Origin of the sequence: Veillonella atypica (genome assembly GCF_041431435.1) — a bacterium.
In the GTDB taxonomy this organism is placed as follows: Bacteria; Bacillota; Negativicutes; order Veillonellales; family Veillonellaceae; genus Veillonella; species Veillonella atypica.
In genome coordinates this window covers 1-17,286 of record NZ_JAPVXV010000003.1, presented here as the reverse complement: position 1 = coordinate 17,286, position 17,286 = coordinate 1, and the positions used below count along the sequence as shown (strand labels likewise).

Sequence of the window (17,286 nt, the reverse complement as noted above, 5' to 3'; positions counted from 1 at the left end):
ATGGAACGTATTGTATTAGCAACGGGCAATAAGGGGAAAATACGTGAATTTGAACGGGCCTTTTCTCATATGAACATTACCTGTGTGCCTGTGAAAGATATAGTTGACGTTCCGGAACCAGAGGAAACGGGCACAACCTTTATGGAAAATGCCATCCTCAAAGCGAAATATTATAGCGAAAAAACGGGATTGCCGTGCTTAGCTGATGATTCGGGGCTCACTGTCGATGCTCTTGATGGGGCACCTGGCGTATACTCCGCACGCTATGCGGGCGTTCATGGCGATGATGAAGCAAATAATGAAAAATTAATTCGCGAATTACAAGGTAAATCGGATAGAACTGCGCACTATGTATGCGCTTTAGCTTTGGTACATCCGGACGGTGCTAGCGTGACGGCCGAAGCCTCTTGTGATGGTGAAATTCAAGATACGCCGGTTGGTACTAATGGATTTGGATATGATCCATATTTCTTTGTTCCCCGATTTGGTAAAACCATGGCGGAACTCGATATCGATACTAAGGAAACCATCAGTCATCGTGGCAAGGCGTTGCAAGAGTTAGTTGCAAAGGTGAATAAATGAAACGAATAGGTATTATTAGTGATACACATGGTTATCTCGATACCATTGATCTCGCATTAGATGCAACGATGGAGCAAGATATCGACATGTGGCTACACGCAGGTGACTACGGCGATGATGCGCGGTATATGCAAACGCGCACCGATGTACCGGTCTATGCCGTGCGCGGCAATAATGACCGCGTGCAGCCCTTAGAGCCTAAGGAACAACTGATCCCCTTAGAAGATACCTATATTTACATGACCCATGGTCATGAGGTATCATATTGTAAACGAGCACAAGAATTGATACACATTGGCAATGCTATGGGGGCGCGCCTCATCGTATGCGGGCATAGCCATATTCATAAAGAAAAACTTTTAGGTGATACTCTCTTTGTCAATCCAGGCAGTATAGCATTGCCTCGGGATGGATCGGGCGGTACCTTTGCCATCGTCACCTACGAAGATGGCGCCTTTGATGTAGAATTTGTGTATAAACAGGATATTATATAGTATATGTGTGAAAGCTACATTTTGTATGGCTTTCACAAAAAAATAGTAAGTCTATGCATGGAAAGGGTTATGGCATATCATGGATACACCAGTTAAAGCAAAGCCTAAAATGAAGTTATATGGGTTTAATAATCTCACGAAAACGTTGAGTTTTAATATTTATGATATTTGTTATACTCGTACAGAGGAAGAAAAAAAGCAGTATATTCAATACATTGATGAAGTATACAACGCGGAGCGTTTGACGAATATTTTGACCGAAGTGAGTCATATTATCGGTGCTAACATTTTAAATATTGCGAAACAAGATTACGACCCACAAGGGGCATCGGTTACGATTTTGATTTCTGAAGAAGAAATTGAAAAAGAAGATGTGGTTATGCATTTGGATAAATCCCATCTTACAGTTCATACGTACCCTGAAAGCCATCCGCACAAGGGGATTAGTACATTCCGTGCCGATATCGAAGTGTCCACATGTGGTCAAATCTCTCCGCTAAAGGCCCTCAATTACTTGATCAATAGCTTTGATTCGGATATTTTGACATTGGACTATCATGTGCGTGGCTTTACGCGCGACGTGTCGGGCAAGAAAATCTACATCGACCATCGTATCAACTCTATTCAAAATTACATTAATGCGAAAACGCGCAATTTGTACAACATGATCGATGTGAACGTGTACCAAGAAAATATCTTCCACACTAAGATGATGCTCAAGGATTTTGATTTGGATAATTACTTATTCGGCATTACCGAAGCGGAATTGAGCGAACGAGAAATTAAGCAAATTAAACACCAATTGCGACAAGAAATGACAGAAATCTTCTACGGACGCAATTTGCCATCTGTGAAAGCCTAGATTGTTTAAAACGCTTAGTTATTTGTGGACATGTAATTAATGCTAAGAATATGAATTCATGATTAATTCTAAAATTTTCGAAAAACTATATCGAAAAATCTTGTATTATTGTTTCTGATTCTGTATAATGAACTTGTAAGGGGTATTAATAATTAATACCAAGAAACTATTGTGTCCGTTGTCATCCACAAAGGAGAATTATTATGGACGTACGTGAATTAGCAGTACAAAAAAAACGTGAATTAAAAGGCTTCCTCACAGTAGGAACTAAATATGAATTAAAAGACGCTCATGATTTATCCGTTGCTTACACACCAGGTGTAGCAGAACCATGCTTGCGTATTAAAGACAATGAAGCAGAATCCTTTGAATTAACTTGCCGTTCCAACATGGTTGCCGTTGTATCCGACGGTACTCGTGTACTCGGCCTTGGCGATATCGGCGCTGCTGCCGCATTGCCTGTAATGGAAGGTAAATCCTTATTGTTCAAAAAATTTGGCGATGTAGACTGCATTCCATTGGTTGTAGATACTAAAGATGCTGATACATTGATCAACACTGTAAAATTGTTGCAAAAGAACTTTGCTGGCATCAACTTGGAAGACATTTCTTCTCCTAAATGCTACGAAATTGAAAATCGTTTGAAAGAAGAATTGGAAATCCCTGTATTCCATGATGACCAACACGGTACAGCAATCGCATGTTTAGCTGGTGTAAAAGGCGCTCTTCGCCTCGTTAAAAAAGATTTAGCTACAGCTAAAATCGTAGTAAACGGCGCTGGTGCAGCTGGTGCAAACATCGCTCGTTTGTTATACCTTGCAGGCGCTCGTGATATTACCGTATTGGTATCCTCTGGCGTATTGCACAAAGATTACAAACGCCTTGATTCCTTGCAAACTGAATTGATCGATTTGCTTGGCCTTGAAGAAAAACATGGCAACTTGGCTGAAAACGCTAAAGGCGCTGACATCCTTCTTGGCGTATCTGCAGCAGGTGCTTTCACAAAAGAAATTTTGGAAAACTTGGCTGATGACGCTATCGTATTCGCTATGGCGAACCCTAACCCAGAAGCAACATACGCTGATATGAAAGCTGCTGGCGTTCGCATTGCAGGTACAGGCCGTTCCGATGCACCTAACCAAATCAATAACGTAGCTGTATTCCCTGGTATCTTCCGTGGTGCTATTGACGTTCGTGCATCTAAAATCACTGACGAAATGAAATTGGCTGCTGCCGATGCATTGGCACACTTGATTCCAGACAGCGAATTGAATGATGAAAACATCATGCCATCCGTATTCGACCCTCGCGTAGCTCCTGCAGTGGCAAAAGCAGTTGCTGAAGTAGCTGTAAAACAAGGCATTGCCAAAAACCCTCAAATCGTTGAAGACGGTCATTACGAAGGTTAATTTTAACTAAATCAAATATGATTTTGAACATGCACCCTACGGGGTGCATGTTTTTTTATATAGATGTTGCATTTGTGCGTACAAAATTATAAAATGTAAGCACAATAATAACAATAGGAGATATTATATGGATTATAGAGGAATTATAGAATCAAAACTAGAACAAAATAATGGTATACTTTCAAGTCGCGATATTAAAGCTCTTAATATACCTTCCATATACCTAACTAGAATGGTAAATGAGGGGATACTTAATCGTGTAAGTCGAGGTATTTATTTAAGCACAAAAGGTGATTATGATGAATACTATCTCTTTCAAAAACAATATGGAGTTCCCATTTTTTCATATGCATCAGCCCTGTATTTACATCAATTTACAGATGATATTTATCCGGCACTAGAGGTAACTGTGTATCGAGGGTATAATATTCATAGAATTAACAACGTGAATCTTGTACATTATGTTACGAAAGATATATATGAATTAGGTATCATAGAGTGTAAAACGGTATATGGTAATATTGTCAAAACCTATGATTTAGAACGGACCTTATGTGATTTCATTAAAAATAGAAATAAAATCGATACTGAATTATTTTCTAAAACTTTACATAGGTATATGCGTTATAAAAATCGAAATCTGAATCGTTTATACGATTACGCTAAGAAAATGAAGATATATGATAAGGTTAAAAGTATTTTGGAGGTTATCTATGAATAAGGATAAACTGAAAGCTTTATGTCATAAATTATCGAAAGAGTCTGGACTGCCTTTTAATATGATACAAACACATTATTTTTTAGAGCGGATACTAGAGCAAATATCATCTAGTAGTGAATGTGAAAATTTTATATTTAAAGGTGGTTTTTTACTATCAAATGTTATTGGTATACGGCAACGGAGTACATTAGATATTGATTTTGTTATTCGGCAATTTCCACTGACAGAAGAAGTATTGTTAGTGAAATTCCAGTCTATACTATTGAACTCATCATCGGATATTAAATATTCAATACAGCGAATAGAACCAATTCGTGAATCTGATGAGTATGGAGGCTATAGACTAACAATACTCTGTCAATTAGAAAATATTAGACAAGTTATTCCTTTAGATATAGCTACAGGTGATCCGATTACACCAGAAGCTATAAGATATTCCTATAAGAGCATTTTTGATGAAAGTGAATTTAATATTTGTGCATATAATGTAGAAACTATGTTGGCAGAGAAACTACAGACCATATGTGAACGGGGTGTATTTAATAGTCGATGTAAAGACTTTTACGACGTATTTATGATTTATAGTACATTAAATGACAGTATAGATTATAAGTTGTTACATGCTGCCTGTGTAAAAACATTTGCATATAGGAATACTTCATTTAATAAGGAAACATTTGAGGATGTTCTTATGATGTTAAGAAATGATGATGATTTACATTCATCGTGGCTAAGATATCAAAAACGTTCACCTTACGCTGTAGAAATTACTTTTGATAAAACATTAGATGTATTTGAACAGATTATTGATTGTATGGGATTATAAAAGAAATTTTTTTAAAGAGGGAAAGAGGGGGTGATACTATGTGCTTTTGATTTAGAAATTATGAAAATAATTTTGGGAATAGATAATCCTAAATTTTTAATGAATTTATAAAAAAATACTTGTCAGAATAGTGGTCCAATGATATAATAATTTTCGTTGCAGAGAGGTACTCACAATTGAGTAAAACTCAGCAAAAGTAGTGGTTGACATCAACTACCGGGTTTGCTATAATTAGCAAGTAATTAATGACGGGGCATAGCGCAGTTTGGTAGCGCACCTGGCTTGGGACCAGGGGGTCGCAGGTTCGAATCCTGCTGCTCCGACCATTTTTTATTTTGCGGGTGTAGCTCAATGGTAGAGCCCCAGCCTTCCAAGCTGGTCGCGAGGGTTCGATTCCCTTCACCCGCTCCATTTTTTTTTGCCTTTTTTAGGGTTAACGAAAAATGACGTCATTAGTTGACGATACATGCCACATAATTTATACTATAATAGATAATTACATATAAAGGTAATCCACATGGTTCAGTAGCTCAGTTGGATAGAGCAACGGCCTTCTAAGCCGTGGGTCGGGGGTTCGAATCCCTCCTGGATCACCAAAGAAATTAAGCGGATAGCTCGTAATGGGCTATCCGCTTTTGCATTGCTATTTTAAATTAGAACAGGTCTGTACTAATTTGAAGGACCCTATATATGTGTCTTGTTAGAAATAGAACAGGCCTGTACTAATTTGAAGGGTCCTATGTATAGGTCTTGTTAGAAATAGAACAGGCCTGTACTAATTTGAAGGACCCTATGTATAGGTCTCGTTAGAAATAGAACAGGCGTGTACTAATTTTCAGGACCCTATGTATGTGCCTTATTAGGAATAGAACAGGCGTGTTCTAATTTTCAGGGCCCTATGTATGTGCCTTGTTAGAAATAGAACAGGTCTGTACTAATTTGAAGAACCCTATATATGTGCCTTGTTAGAAATAGAACAGGCCTGTACTAATTTGAAGGACCCTATGTATAGGTCTCGTTAGAAATAAAACAGGCCTGTACTAATTTGTAGAACCCTATGTATCTCTGTCGAATTACAAATTCGTATCAATCTCTACAGTATTCTCCCGCAACCATTGTGCTAGTTCTGTATTTGTCATATTACCTGCGGCAACATCGATAATCATGTTTTCTACGTCTTGTTGTGTTGCCATAATATCGAATCCATTAATAATTAAATACACATACATGCTATGCAATGCTGTTCGTTTGTTTCCATCCGTAAAAGGATGATTGTTGGCTAAGCCATAACATAATTGTGCTGCTTTGTCGTAGATGGATGGGTATAGATCTTTTTCCATAAAGGTTTGAAAGGGGGTATAGACGGCTGATGCTAATAGGTTTTCATCGCGTACGCCTGGTGAAAGGACAAATGCACTTTCTAGTTGGGCGTGGAGTTCATAGATATCTTGTAAGGTGAATTGGATATTAGCTGTATTCATTTGTTCTCCAATGCTTTATATAGGTTATAATTACGCTTTAATACTTGTTGCGAGATGTCTTTTATCTGCTTTTTTAGCTCTTTATTAGTATCACTAGTTAAGATAGAGGGTTTGTGGTTTGTTTTGCAATCGGTATTTTTCTGATCTTTTGTCATCATAAATTAAATTCCTTTACTGTATTTTTGACTTTTATATTTACTATATATTTGACTTTTATTTCTATTATATAGGGAATAAATCAATATAAACAATATAACTTATAGTAAATATTTTAAAAGTTCAAATTTAATTATCTCTCACAAACTCAGCGTTTATCTATATTCTTGCCATATAAATCTGATTTGTCAAAATAAAAGTCAAGAAAAGTCAAAAATTTATATTTTGACCTATTGACTTTTTGACTTAATAAGATTATTATAATGACATAAGGTTAAAGAAACCTAGAAATAAAGCAAGAAATTAAAGAGACTTAAAAGGTCAAACAGATATACTTGTAGTGAAAAAGTGAGGTAATTTATATGAACAACAACTTCAATAACTTTGGTAGCGAATTTGGTAGCATGAATGATTTGTTCAATCAATTGATGGGTAACATGGGTGGTTATTCCACAGAAAATCGTCGTTATAAAATAAATGGTCGTGAAGTAACTCCTGAAGAGTTTGCTTATTATCGTCAAACAGGTCATTTGCCTACTAATGAAGAAATCCAAGCAGCACAAGCTGCAGCTCAACAAGGTCAAATGAAAAAGGATGGTATCCTTGCTCGTTTAGGTACGAACTTAACAGACGAAGCTCGTAATGGTAAGCTTGATCCTGTTATCGGTCGTAACAAAGAAATTCAAGAAACTGCTGAAATCTTAGCACGTCGTACAAAAAACAATCCAGTTCTAGTCGGTGATGCAGGTGTTGGTAAAACAGCTGTTGTAGAAGGTTTGGCACAAGCCATTGTAAATGGCGATGTTCCAGCAGCGATTAAAAATAAAGAAATCATTTCCATCGATATTTCCGGTTTGGAAGCTGGCACTCAATATCGTGGTTCCTTCGAAGAAAATATTCAAAACCTTATCAAAGAGGTTAAGGCCGCTGGTAATATCATCTTGTTCTTCGACGAAATTCACCAAATCTTGGGCGCTGGTTCCACAGGTGATGGTCAAGGATCCAAAGGCTTGGCAGATATCTTAAAACCTGCTTTGTCCCGCGGTGAATTAACAGTTATCGGTGCTACAACACAAGATGAATACCGCAACACAATCATGAAAAACGCAGCACTTGCTCGTCGTTTCAATGAAGTAAAGGTAAACGCACCATCTGCAGAAGATACTTTCAAAATTCTACAAGGCATTCGTCCATTGTACGAAGCGCATCATAACATCGAATTGCCAGATGCCGTTTTGAAAGCCGCTGTAGATTATTCCGTACAATACATCCCTCAACGTAGCTTGCCAGACAAAGCAATCGATTTGATTGATGTAACAGCAGCTCACTTGGCTTCCCAACATCCTGTAACCGATATCAAAACATTGGAAGCAGATATTGCAGAAGCTAAAGCAAAACAAGAAGAGTTTGCTCAAAAAGAAGATTACGAATCCGCTATTAACGAAAAGATGCGTATTCAAAAATTACAAGAAGAAATCGACAAACACACTGATAACCAAAAGGTAGTGGCTAAGGTTAACGATGTAGCCGAAGCGGTAGAACGTATGACTGGTATCCCTGTATCTCAAATGGGTGCATCCGACATCGAACGCTTGAAAGACATGAAATCTCGTTTACAAGCTCACGTCATTGGTCAAGATAAAGCAGTAGAAGCTGTATCTAAAGCAATCCGTCGTAACCGTGCAGGCTTTGACGAAGGCAACCGTCCAATCGGTAGCTTCTTATTCGTAGGTCCTACTGGTGTTGGTAAAACAGAATTGGCCAAACAATTAGCTCTTGATATGTTTGGTAACAAGGACGCTATTATCCGCTTGGATATGTCTGAATACAGTGACCGCACAGCGGTTTCTAAATTGATTGGTGCTACAGCTGGTTATGTTGGTTACGAAGATAACTCCAACACATTGACTGAACGCGTTCGTCGTAATCCTTACTCCATCGTATTGTTCGACGAAATCGAAAAAGCAGACCCTCAAGTTATTACATTACTTCTTCAAGTATTGGACGATGGTCGCTTAACAGATGGTCAAGGTAACACAGTAAACTTCAAGAATACTGTTATCATTGCTACATCCAACGCAGGCTTCGGTTATGGCAGTGACAATGACGATGAAAACAAAGTCGATGTAATGGACCGCATTGCTCCATTCTTCCGTCCTGAATTCTTGAATCGTTTCAATGCTGTTATCGAATTCAATCAATTGAGTAAAGAAGATTTGAAGAAAATCGTTGATTTGATGCTCGACCAAGTTAACAAAACTTTGGCTAAAAAACAAATTACCTTAGATGTAACTGACGCAGCTAAAGATTTGTTGATGGAACAAGGTTATGACAAAACAATGGGCGCTCGTCCATTACGTCGTGTTATTGAATCTGAAATTCGCGATAATGTAACTGATTACTACTTGGATCACATCGATGCAAAACACTTGATGGCTGATGTTGTAGATGGTCACATCGTGATCAGCGACAAGGATGCTGCTAACACATCCGATGCTAAATCCGGTGATGACAAATCTGCAGATGACAGCAAACAAGCTGATGATGCTGCATCCAAGGACAATAAATAATCGGTAGGCTATTGACCCTTTCATTGAATCCCTTACAACTCTCTCCATATACACACAAATAACAATAGTCCTATTGATTGTGAAAGCACTCGACATTACGTCGAGTGCTTTTTTGTGTTATTATATGAATTTTGTATACATGACAAAAATCATTGATAACGTATCAATATATTTTGTATAATCATGTTACTATATTCTATAGAATTAAAAGAAAAGATGAAGAATATAAGGGGAATTAGAATATAAGGGAAATTAGAATATAAGGAAAACCAAGCATATAAGAAAAATTAAGAACGAGAGGAGCATAGTGATGTCACATTATATAGATTTAAATAGCGATTTAGGTGAAAGCTTTGGCAATTACACATTAGGCATGGATAGTGAGGTGTTAAATCACGTCACTAGTGCCAATGTGGCTTGTGGTTGGCATGCAGGCGATCCTCTCATCATGGAGGCCACCGTTAAGATGTGCAAGGAGAAGGGCGTAGCCGTAGGAGCCCATCCGGGATATCCTGATTTAATGGGCTTTGGACGCCGCAAGATGGCGGTCAGCCCCGATGAGGCACGGGCGTATATGATCTACCAACTCGGTGCGTTGCAAGGATTTTGCAATCAGTACGATGTAGAGTTGCAGCACATGAAATTACATGGTGCTTTTTACAATATGGCGTGCGTAACGCCGGAACTTGCTGATGCGGTGTTAGATGGATTAGAAGCGGTCAATTTAAAGGTCCGTGCCATGGTGCTCAGTGGTAGTTATATAGCCAAAGAGGCAGAGCGACGAGGTATCCCTGTCATCCAAGAGGTCTTTGCAGACCGAGGTTATACAGAAGAAGGCACCTTGGTGCCCCGTACGGAAGAGGGGGCTTTCATAAAAGACCCGCAAGAGGCCTTGGAACGGGTGCTCATGATGGTACAAGAAGGCAAGGTCGTAACGAATACAGGCAAAACAATCGATATTGCAGCCGATTCCGTATGCGTTCATGGCGATAATCCAAAAGCGATAGCTTTCACAAAGTATATTCGTGAAGGCCTTACTAAGGCAGGTGTCGTGGTAGCGAATTTTCAGAATCGATAGATTACAATCGATTGTATAAGAATAGATAGAATCAGAATAGATAAAAGGAGTCAGTATGAAACCGATTACAGGTAAAGCGAGTTTATCTGTCCTCTTAGGGGCAGCATTTTTGATGGCCACGTCGTCCATTGGGCCAGGATTTATGTTACAAACGGCGGCGTTTACAGGCCAGTTAAAGGCGGATTTTGCGTTCGCCATTGTGGTGTCCGTTATTTTTTCCATCATTGCACAGCTCAATGTATGGACCATCATCGGCATATCCCAAATGCGGGGCCAAGATATTGCGAATAAGGTCTTGCCCGGCCTTGGTTACTTCGTAGCATTCTTGATTTCCCTTGGAGGCCTTGCGTTCAATATCGGCAATATTGGGGGCGCGTCCATGGGCCTTAACATCGTATTCGGTATCGATACGACGACGGCAGCGGCCATCAGTGGTATCTTGGGTATTTTATTATTTGCATCCCCTAAAATGGGTGGCGTTCTCGATAATACGGCGAAAGTGTTGGGCACAGTGATGCTTGTACTCATCGGTTATGTAGCATTTTCTACTAATCCTCCTGTAGCAGAGGCCGCAACCCATGCCATTGTGCCAACCAATTACCCTTGGCTAGCTACGATTACCCTTATCGGTGGTACCGTAGGTGGGTACATTACATTCTCCGGCGGCCATCGCTTGATTGATGCGGGCATTACAGGCCGTGAACATTTAAAAGATGTGCGTCGCGCTGCCTTCATGGGCATGTCCGTAGACGCTATTGTTCGTATATTGTTATTCTTAGCCGTACTCGGCGTAGTATCCATGGGCTTTGCATTAGATCCAAAGGACCCAGCAGGTTCTGCGTTCTTACTCGGTGCTGGTGAAATCGGTCATAAATTATTCGGTATCGTATTCTTCTGTGCTGCGTTGACATCTGTTGTGGGTGCTGCCTATACATCGGTATCCTTCCTTAAAACCTTGTTCAAGGTGGTAGAACAGTATGAAAAATTGACCATCATGGCATTCATCTTCGTGTCCACATGCATTCTTATCTTTATTGGTAAACCGGCTACACTATTAATTGTGGCGGGCTCTGTGAATGGTTTGATCTTGCCTGTTACCTTAGCCGTTATGTTATTGGCAACGCGTAAGACGAATATCGTAGGGGACTATAAGCACAATCCGGTTTTATTCTATACTGGCTGGATTGTTGTGCTTGTGACTGCTTATATCGGCGTTACATCCTTGCAAGGTATTGCAAAATTATTAGGTTAGGGGGCACGTATGAATCCCACAATTTCTCCGGTTGGGGATAGTGCTATCTCCATCGAATTCGGTCAAGTTATTGACCCTAAGATTAATCAGCGTATCCGTCAGACTGTGGCAGGTATTGAAAGCCTCCATTTAGAGGGTATTATTGAGATGGTGCCTACTTATTGTGCGCTTCTCATTCAGTATGATGCGCTGCGCTACACCTATGCTGAACTGTGCCGCATTCTTGAACCTATCTGTACGCAGCCTATCCAATCTGATGAAAATGAACTCGTGACGGTCGTTGAGATACCGACCGTCTATGGTGGTGAATTTGGTCCAGACCTTGGATTTGTAGCCTCTCATAATCACCTTACAGAGGCCGATGTGGTGAGTATTCATAGCGGCACGGATTACCTCGTGTACATGATGGGCTTTATTCCGGGCTTTACCTATTTAGGGGGCATGGATCCGCGCATCACTACACCTCGCTTGTCCTCGCCGCGTACGCATATTCCGGCAGGATCTGTAGGTATCGCAGGGGAGCAGACCGGCACCTATCCGTCGGATTCCCCTGGTGGCTGGCAAATTATAGGACGCACGCCTCTGTCCATGTACGATGCATCCCGTGAAGAGGCGGCTCTGCTTAAGGCGGGCGACTATGTGCGCTATGTTCCTATTGATGAAAGTGAGTTCCACTGTATTAAGAAATTGGGCTCTTCTTTTAAGCCTGTTGTACATCATGTAAAGGTAGGTGACCTCCGTGGCGGTAAGTGAATATAAGAATGCGTCATTTGAGGTGGTCGCGCCTGGTATGATGACCACCGTCCAAGACGGAGGGCGCGTAGGCTTTCAACAATATGGTATGCCCGTGGCCGGTCCTATGGATGGTGAAAGCTATGCTATCGGACAAGCCCTTGTAGGAAATACGACACCCGTAGGGGCTTTAGAGTGTACCGTACTCAGCCCTACGCTGAAGGTGAAAGGTACGTGTATTGTTGCTTTCACAGGTGCAGATATGCAGCCTACCATTAATAATGTTGAGGTGCCGCGGTACATTCCTTTTGTCTGTCATGACGGCGATATAATCTCTGGCAGCTTTAGCCAATGTGGGGTGCGCATGTATATTTCCTTTGCCGGCGGCATCGATGTGCCCGAAATCAACGGCAGCGTGGCGACCCACACAAAGGCGAACATTGGCGGATTTGAGGGCCGTCCTCTAGCAGCGGGTGATGAAGTACATTTAAAGGACTGCACCCGTGATACTATCATCTGTGACTATACTAGAGAATCAAATCATTTATTTAATACGGTTTTATTTAATCGGGGCGGCCGTGAATGCCATGAACCGCTGCGCGTTGTACTGGGCTCGCAAGCTAAGTACTTTACAGAAACAGGTATTCGCAATTTTAGTAGTGAACTCTATACATTAACCATTCAATGCGACCGTATGGGATTTAGATTAGATGGAGCCCCTGTTGAACACATCGACGGTGCTGATATCATCTCGGATGGCGCTGTGTTTGGATCGATTCAAGTCCCATCTGATGGTAATCCAATTATCCTCATGGCGGATCGGCAAACGACGGGGGGCTATACAAAAATCGGTACCGTTATTACGGCGGATTTGCCTAGATTGAGCCAATTGCCTATTGGGGATGGAATTACCTTTGATATTGTATCGGTGGAAGAGGCACAAGAGATGTATAGGGCATATATGCAAAATTTGCATAGCAAAATCAACTTGGCTTCCGCACAAAGTACATTTGTATTCTCTCTACAAACAACAATATAATACGTAAAAAACGACTGATTTATAAGTTTACACATAATTTTGTATGTATATGTATTTTATGAAAGCCACTCCTTGTAGTAAGGAGTGGCTTTTTTGTGCATGAAGTATAAATCAATATTAAATAATTTATCTGATTACTTAAAAATATATCGATACATTTTCTTAAACAAAAATCTTCTATAAAAAATGAGGATAAAATGAACCAATTTGGTATAGCTTAAGTTGTGTAAAATCAATAACGGATTGATAATGAGAATAGCAGAAATGCTACATATGATGAAAATACATATGATATGAATTAAAATACATAAAGAGTTCATATAGAACATAGTAAATATAAGTAAAATACCAAAATAGACAAAATTCGAAATAGGAATTAAATATTCTTAATCCGTATAATTTACAATTGAGAAATATGAGTAGAATATGATAGAATAATGAAATCAAATTCATAGTTTTTTAGAAGTTAATGGATTTTATTACTCTACAAAGAGCTAAACTTCATTATGTTTTTGAAAATATATTTCATGTAGTTGAGAGGTTAGTTAGCAAAAAGGAAGCGAAAATGAATAAAATCTTTAAAGTTATTTGGTCTAAGTCGAAACAATGCTATGTTGTTGTATCTGAATTGGCTAAGAATACAACAGGGAAAAAGAAAATTATAGTTGCCAGTATTTTTGCGGCAATGGTCGCTGGGCAAACTATGCAAGTTGAGGCTGGTGGTAGCTTTACAGGGCATAGTGATATCCAAGGTATTGCAATTTCTGCTGGTGGGGGTAGTACAGCTAGCGCAGGTGGAGCTAACTCTATAGCTATTGGTAAAGCTAATGCTAATGACAATGGTGCTGTTGCTATTGGTAGTGGTGCACAAAGTGGTGGTAGCTCGGTATCGATGGGGGTTAATGCAAAGGCAAAATGGAAAAATACTGTAGCTCTTGGTGTTGAGACAAATAATGATAATTCAATTAATAATAACTATGCTAGTGTTTCTGTAGGTGTTGCAACTCGTGCAAGAACAGCAGGTTCTATAGCAATGGGGGTAAGTGCTGATGCATCAGGTAAATACTCCTTAGCATTAGGGAGTGGTGATGTTGGAACTGATTACACGGCTGGAACTAATTACCCACGTGCTAGTGGTGAGAAGTCTATTGCTATAGGGCATAACTCGAATGCTTCTGAAGAAAGTGCTATTGCTATTGGTAGTAGCTCTATATCTGATAAAACTAGTGCGATAGCTCTTGGTCGTAACACTAATGCAAAAGGTGAAAATTCTTCCGCTATTGGTGCATATTCTATTGCTAGTGCTACCGATGCAACTGCATTAGGTAGAAATGCCAATGCAACTGAAAAACAATCAACGGCACTTGGTACATATAGTAAGGCGTCCGGAGAGTATAGTACAGGTGTTGGTTTCCAAGCAAATGCATCAGGATCTAATTCTACAGCCGTAGGTGTATCAGCCAAAGCTAACAAAGATGGTGCTTCAGCAATGGGAGCTGGTGCACGTGCTTATGGCAGTGGCGCTATATCTCTTGGTTATCAAGCTCTATCCGGTGCTAATATTTTTAATAGTACCAACAGTAAATTTGATGATTCTAGTACAGATATTGCCAATTATGCTAAATGGGGTGATGCGGCTATAGGTTTGCGTGCAATTGCTTCTGGTGGTAATGCTACTGCTCTTGGTCGCAGCGCGACAGCTACTGCTGCCAATGCCATTGCTATTGGTGGTGGCAATGGCGATTCTGCTACAGACAATACGGAAAAAACTGAGGCAACAGGTGAAAAATCCACTGCTATTGGTTACAATGCTAAAGCAAAAACTGGGAATGATCTTGCAGTTGGTCTTGGTGTTACCTCTAGTGGTGGTGCTGCTACAGCCTTAGGTTACTATGCGACTGCATCTGGTAATCAAACTGTTGCGTTAGGTTCTACTATTAATTCCACTGCTCAATATGCAACAGGCATTGGTTATAGTGTGAATTCTCAAGGTGAGGGTTCTGTTGCTATTGGTGCTGGTACTGATGCTCTAGGATCTATGCCTGCAAAAAAAGTTCAAGCAACCGCCAAAAATGCTATTGCTATTGGCCGTGCTACTCAAGCAACAGGTGAAAGTGCGACGGCTATTGGGACAGACGCAACTGCATCTTCCTCTGATGCTGTTGCAATTGGTAGATTGTCTAATGCTTCTGGTGGTACATCAATAAGTTTTGGTTATAATACAAAAGCAACACATACAAATGCTGTTGCTATTGGTACAGATGTATCGGCTACAGAGGAAAGTGCGATTGCTCTCGGTCGTAAGACAAAGGCTAGTGCCTTAAATGCAACTGCAGTTGGTCCTTTAGCCGAAGCTTCCGAAAATTCTGCATCTGCTTTTGGTATGAGTGCTACTGCATCTGAAGAAAATGCATTAGCATTGGGTACATATGCAAATGCAACGCGTAAGAATTCTGTATCACTGGGCAGTAATTCAAGTACAGTTAATGCTGCGACATCTGAAAGTTCAGTAACATTTGGTAATAAAAATATCACCTGGACTGCAGGTGTGTTGTCTGGTACTAATTTGGATGGTATGCAAGTATCTGTTGGGGCAACTGGTGCAGAACGCCAAATTAAAAATGTTGCAGCTGGTAAGATTTCTGCAACTAGTACAGATGCTATCAACGGTGCACAGTTATATGCCGTAGCTGAAGGCCTTCGTACAAAATATGTATCTATTAATTCTACAATAAGTAATAACCAAAATAATGATGGCGCGACAGGAAGTGATTCTGTAGCGATTGGCCCGGATGCAGCAGCAACAAAGGCTGATTCTGTTGCGATGGGTAGAAGTGTTAAAGCTAATGGTCAACAAAGTATTGCTGTTGGTAAATCTGCAGAGGCAAAACAAGATTATAACGTAGCCATAGGTAGCGAAGTAGTAGCTAATGGTAATAATAGTGTAGCTATGGGTCGATATGCATCCTCTACAGGCACTGCAGCGCTTGCTATTGGTACATATGGTAATAATAAATCGACAGCAAGCGGAAATTATAGTATTGCTATTGGTCGTGATGTAACAGCAAGTGGTGTAGATTCAATTGCTACTGGCCGTGATTCTAAAGCTACTGCAGAAAAAGCTCTTGCTTATGGTGCAAATGCGCAAGCTTTAGCTACTAATTCTATTGCAATTGGTGCGGATTCTCAAGCTAATGTAGACAAAGGCATTGCGATTGGTGCTGGTTCTAAAGCTAATGTAGCTTCTGGTGTTGCTGGTTATAATGCTAATACAGAAAATATTGCTCGTACAGATAAGTATGCTGGTCTAACTGGCGTGGCATTGAATAGTAACTTAGGGGCTCTATCAGTTGGTGTAACTGATGCTAGTGGTGCTGCTACTAGCACACGACAAATTGTAGGCGTTGCAGCAGGTCAAGCCGATACTGATGCCGTTAACGTAGCACAATTGAAGAGTGTTAACCTAGCCTTCAAAGGCAATTCTGGTAGTGGAGACGTTAATTTATCTAAGAGTAAATTAGCTGTTGAAGGTGGTACTGATTCCTTTATTACTACTACGGCTGCTAATAAGAAATTAGAAATTAAGACAACGCAAGGTACTTTGCAAAATACGTCTGGTACTGTATCTGTTAATGGTGCTAATGGCTTAGCAGTTGCTCAAAATGTAGCTGATGTAATTAACCAAGCCAATGCAGATCGAACTATTACATATAAAGCTAATGGTACCGGTAATAATTCAGTTAAGCTATCTGATGGCTTAAACTTTAAAAATGGTACTACTACTACGGCAACAGTAGGAACGAATGGTCAAGTGTCCTTTGATCTTAATACGGCAACAAAGCAATCGATTACTGATTCTGCTACTGCTGTAGCGCGTACGATTTCTCTTGGTGGAGATACAGGTACTACAACGGCTAAATCCTTATCTTCTGGTGATGTTAACTTTGGCATTAAGAGTGGCAGTCCTACATATCTTACAACTAAAGCAACTGGTAACGATGTAACATTGACAATTGATGAACAAGCCATTAAGAATGCGGCTAAGAGTGCTTCTGCATGGAATCTAACAACAAATTCTAGCACT

The 17,286-nt window shown here is 40.1% G+C and carries 13 protein-coding genes and 3 tRNA genes; 15 read left to right on the top strand and 1 reads right to left on the bottom strand.

Going from position 1 to position 17,286, the window contains the following annotated elements; translation table 11 throughout:
- From O3598_RS04065 to O3598_RS04025, 9 genes are all read left to right on the top strand, one after another.
- Positions 1-582 carry an XTP/dITP diphosphatase gene (locus O3598_RS04065; protein WP_016475928.1) on the top strand — a complete coding sequence of 194 codons (582 nt, stop codon included), beginning with the start codon at positions 1-3 and terminating at the stop codon, positions 580-582.
- Positions 579-1,076: a metallophosphoesterase family protein gene (locus O3598_RS04060; protein WP_371451908.1), complete on the top strand. Its 498-nt coding sequence runs from the start codon at positions 579-581 to the stop codon at positions 1,074-1,076. The genes O3598_RS04065 and O3598_RS04060 overlap by 4 nt, the downstream gene beginning before the upstream one ends.
- Before the next feature lie 79 nt (positions 1,077-1,155).
- The gene (speD, locus tag O3598_RS04055; RefSeq protein WP_005377253.1) at positions 1,156-1,938 is read left to right on the top strand and encodes an adenosylmethionine decarboxylase; all 783 of its coding nucleotides are present in this window, start codon (positions 1,156-1,158) and stop codon (positions 1,936-1,938) included.
- A gap of 203 nt (positions 1,939-2,141) precedes the next feature.
- A complete protein-coding gene (locus O3598_RS04050) occupies positions 2,142-3,347 on the top strand; it encodes an NAD(P)-dependent malic enzyme (protein WP_005380274.1) in 1,206 nt (401 codons plus the stop codon).
- A gap of 127 nt (positions 3,348-3,474) precedes the next feature.
- On the top strand, positions 3,475-4,068 hold the full coding sequence (locus O3598_RS04045) for a type IV toxin-antitoxin system AbiEi family antitoxin domain-containing protein (protein ID WP_009660995.1): 594 nt from the start codon (positions 3,475-3,477) through the stop codon (positions 4,066-4,068).
- Complete coding sequence (locus O3598_RS04040) at positions 4,061-4,894, top strand: nucleotidyl transferase AbiEii/AbiGii toxin family protein (RefSeq protein ID WP_009660993.1); 834 nt, start codon at positions 4,061-4,063, stop codon at positions 4,892-4,894. The genes O3598_RS04045 and O3598_RS04040 overlap by 8 nt, the downstream gene beginning before the upstream one ends.
- A gap of 249 nt (positions 4,895-5,143) precedes the next feature.
- Positions 5,144-5,220, top strand: a tRNA-Pro gene (locus O3598_RS04035).
- Between the two features lie 11 nt (positions 5,221-5,231).
- Positions 5,232-5,305, top strand: a tRNA-Gly gene (locus O3598_RS04030).
- A 108-nt stretch (positions 5,306-5,413) separates the two neighbouring features.
- Positions 5,414-5,490 (top strand) — tRNA-Arg (locus O3598_RS04025).
- A 477-nt stretch (positions 5,491-5,967) separates the two neighbouring features.
- Here O3598_RS04025 and O3598_RS04020 read toward each other — a convergent pair.
- Positions 5,968-6,375, bottom strand: coding sequence for a type II toxin-antitoxin system death-on-curing family toxin (locus O3598_RS04020; RefSeq protein ID WP_371451906.1), 408 nt, complete (start codon positions 6,373-6,375; stop codon positions 5,968-5,970).
- Between the two features lie 518 nt (positions 6,376-6,893).
- On the opposite strand from O3598_RS04020, the gene O3598_RS04015 reads away from it, so the two are divergent.
- The 6 genes from O3598_RS04015 to O3598_RS03990 form a co-directional block, all read left to right on the top strand.
- On the top strand, positions 6,894-9,101 hold the full coding sequence (locus O3598_RS04015; RefSeq protein ID WP_371451904.1) for an ATP-dependent Clp protease ATP-binding subunit: 2,208 nt from the start codon (positions 6,894-6,896) through the stop codon (positions 9,099-9,101).
- A gap of 310 nt (positions 9,102-9,411) precedes the next feature.
- A complete protein-coding gene (locus O3598_RS04010; RefSeq protein WP_371442173.1) occupies positions 9,412-10,179 on the top strand; it encodes a LamB/YcsF family protein in 768 nt (255 codons plus the stop codon).
- Between the two features lie 55 nt (positions 10,180-10,234).
- Positions 10,235-11,431 carry an NRAMP family divalent metal transporter gene (locus O3598_RS04005; protein WP_371451902.1) on the top strand — a complete coding sequence of 399 codons (1,197 nt, stop codon included), beginning with the start codon at positions 10,235-10,237 and terminating at the stop codon, positions 11,429-11,431.
- A gap of 9 nt (positions 11,432-11,440) precedes the next feature.
- Positions 11,441-12,184 (top strand): 5-oxoprolinase subunit PxpB, encoded by a 744-nt coding sequence (pxpB, locus tag O3598_RS04000; protein ID WP_371451900.1) that lies wholly within the window; start codon positions 11,441-11,443, stop codon positions 12,182-12,184.
- Positions 12,171-13,202, top strand: coding sequence for a 5-oxoprolinase subunit C family protein (locus O3598_RS03995; protein ID WP_371451898.1), 1,032 nt, complete (start codon positions 12,171-12,173; stop codon positions 13,200-13,202). Before pxpB ends, O3598_RS03995 begins: the two co-directional genes overlap by 14 nt.
- A gap of 565 nt (positions 13,203-13,767) precedes the next feature.
- Positions 13,768-17,286 (top strand): ESPR-type extended signal peptide-containing protein (locus O3598_RS03990; RefSeq protein WP_371451895.1); only part of this gene is annotated, 3,519 nt, incomplete at its 3' end.

Coding starts and splice junctions, on each gene's coding strand:
- O3598_RS04015 (WP_371451904.1), top strand. CDS start 6,894: ATGAACAACAACTTCAATAACTTTGGTAGCGAATTTGGTAGCATGAAT.
- O3598_RS04050 (WP_005380274.1), top strand. CDS start 2,142: ATGGACGTACGTGAATTAGCAGTACAAAAAAAACGTGAATTAAAAGGC.
- O3598_RS04045 (WP_009660995.1), top strand. CDS start 3,475: ATGGATTATAGAGGAATTATAGAATCAAAACTAGAACAAAATAATGGT.
- O3598_RS04065 (WP_016475928.1), top strand. CDS start 1: ATGGAACGTATTGTATTAGCAACGGGCAATAAGGGGAAAATACGTGAA.
- pxpB (WP_371451900.1), top strand. CDS start 11,441: ATGAATCCCACAATTTCTCCGGTTGGGGATAGTGCTATCTCCATCGAA.
- speD (WP_005377253.1), top strand. CDS start 1,156: ATGGATACACCAGTTAAAGCAAAGCCTAAAATGAAGTTATATGGGTTT.
- O3598_RS04040 (WP_009660993.1), top strand. CDS start 4,061: ATGAATAAGGATAAACTGAAAGCTTTATGTCATAAATTATCGAAAGAG.
- O3598_RS04020 (WP_371451906.1), bottom strand. CDS start 6,375: ATGAATACAGCTAATATCCAATTCACCTTACAAGATATCTATGAACTC.
- O3598_RS04010 (WP_371442173.1), top strand. CDS start 9,412: ATGTCACATTATATAGATTTAAATAGCGATTTAGGTGAAAGCTTTGGC.
- O3598_RS04005 (WP_371451902.1), top strand. CDS start 10,235: ATGAAACCGATTACAGGTAAAGCGAGTTTATCTGTCCTCTTAGGGGCA.
- O3598_RS04060 (WP_371451908.1), top strand. CDS start 579: ATGAAACGAATAGGTATTATTAGTGATACACATGGTTATCTCGATACC.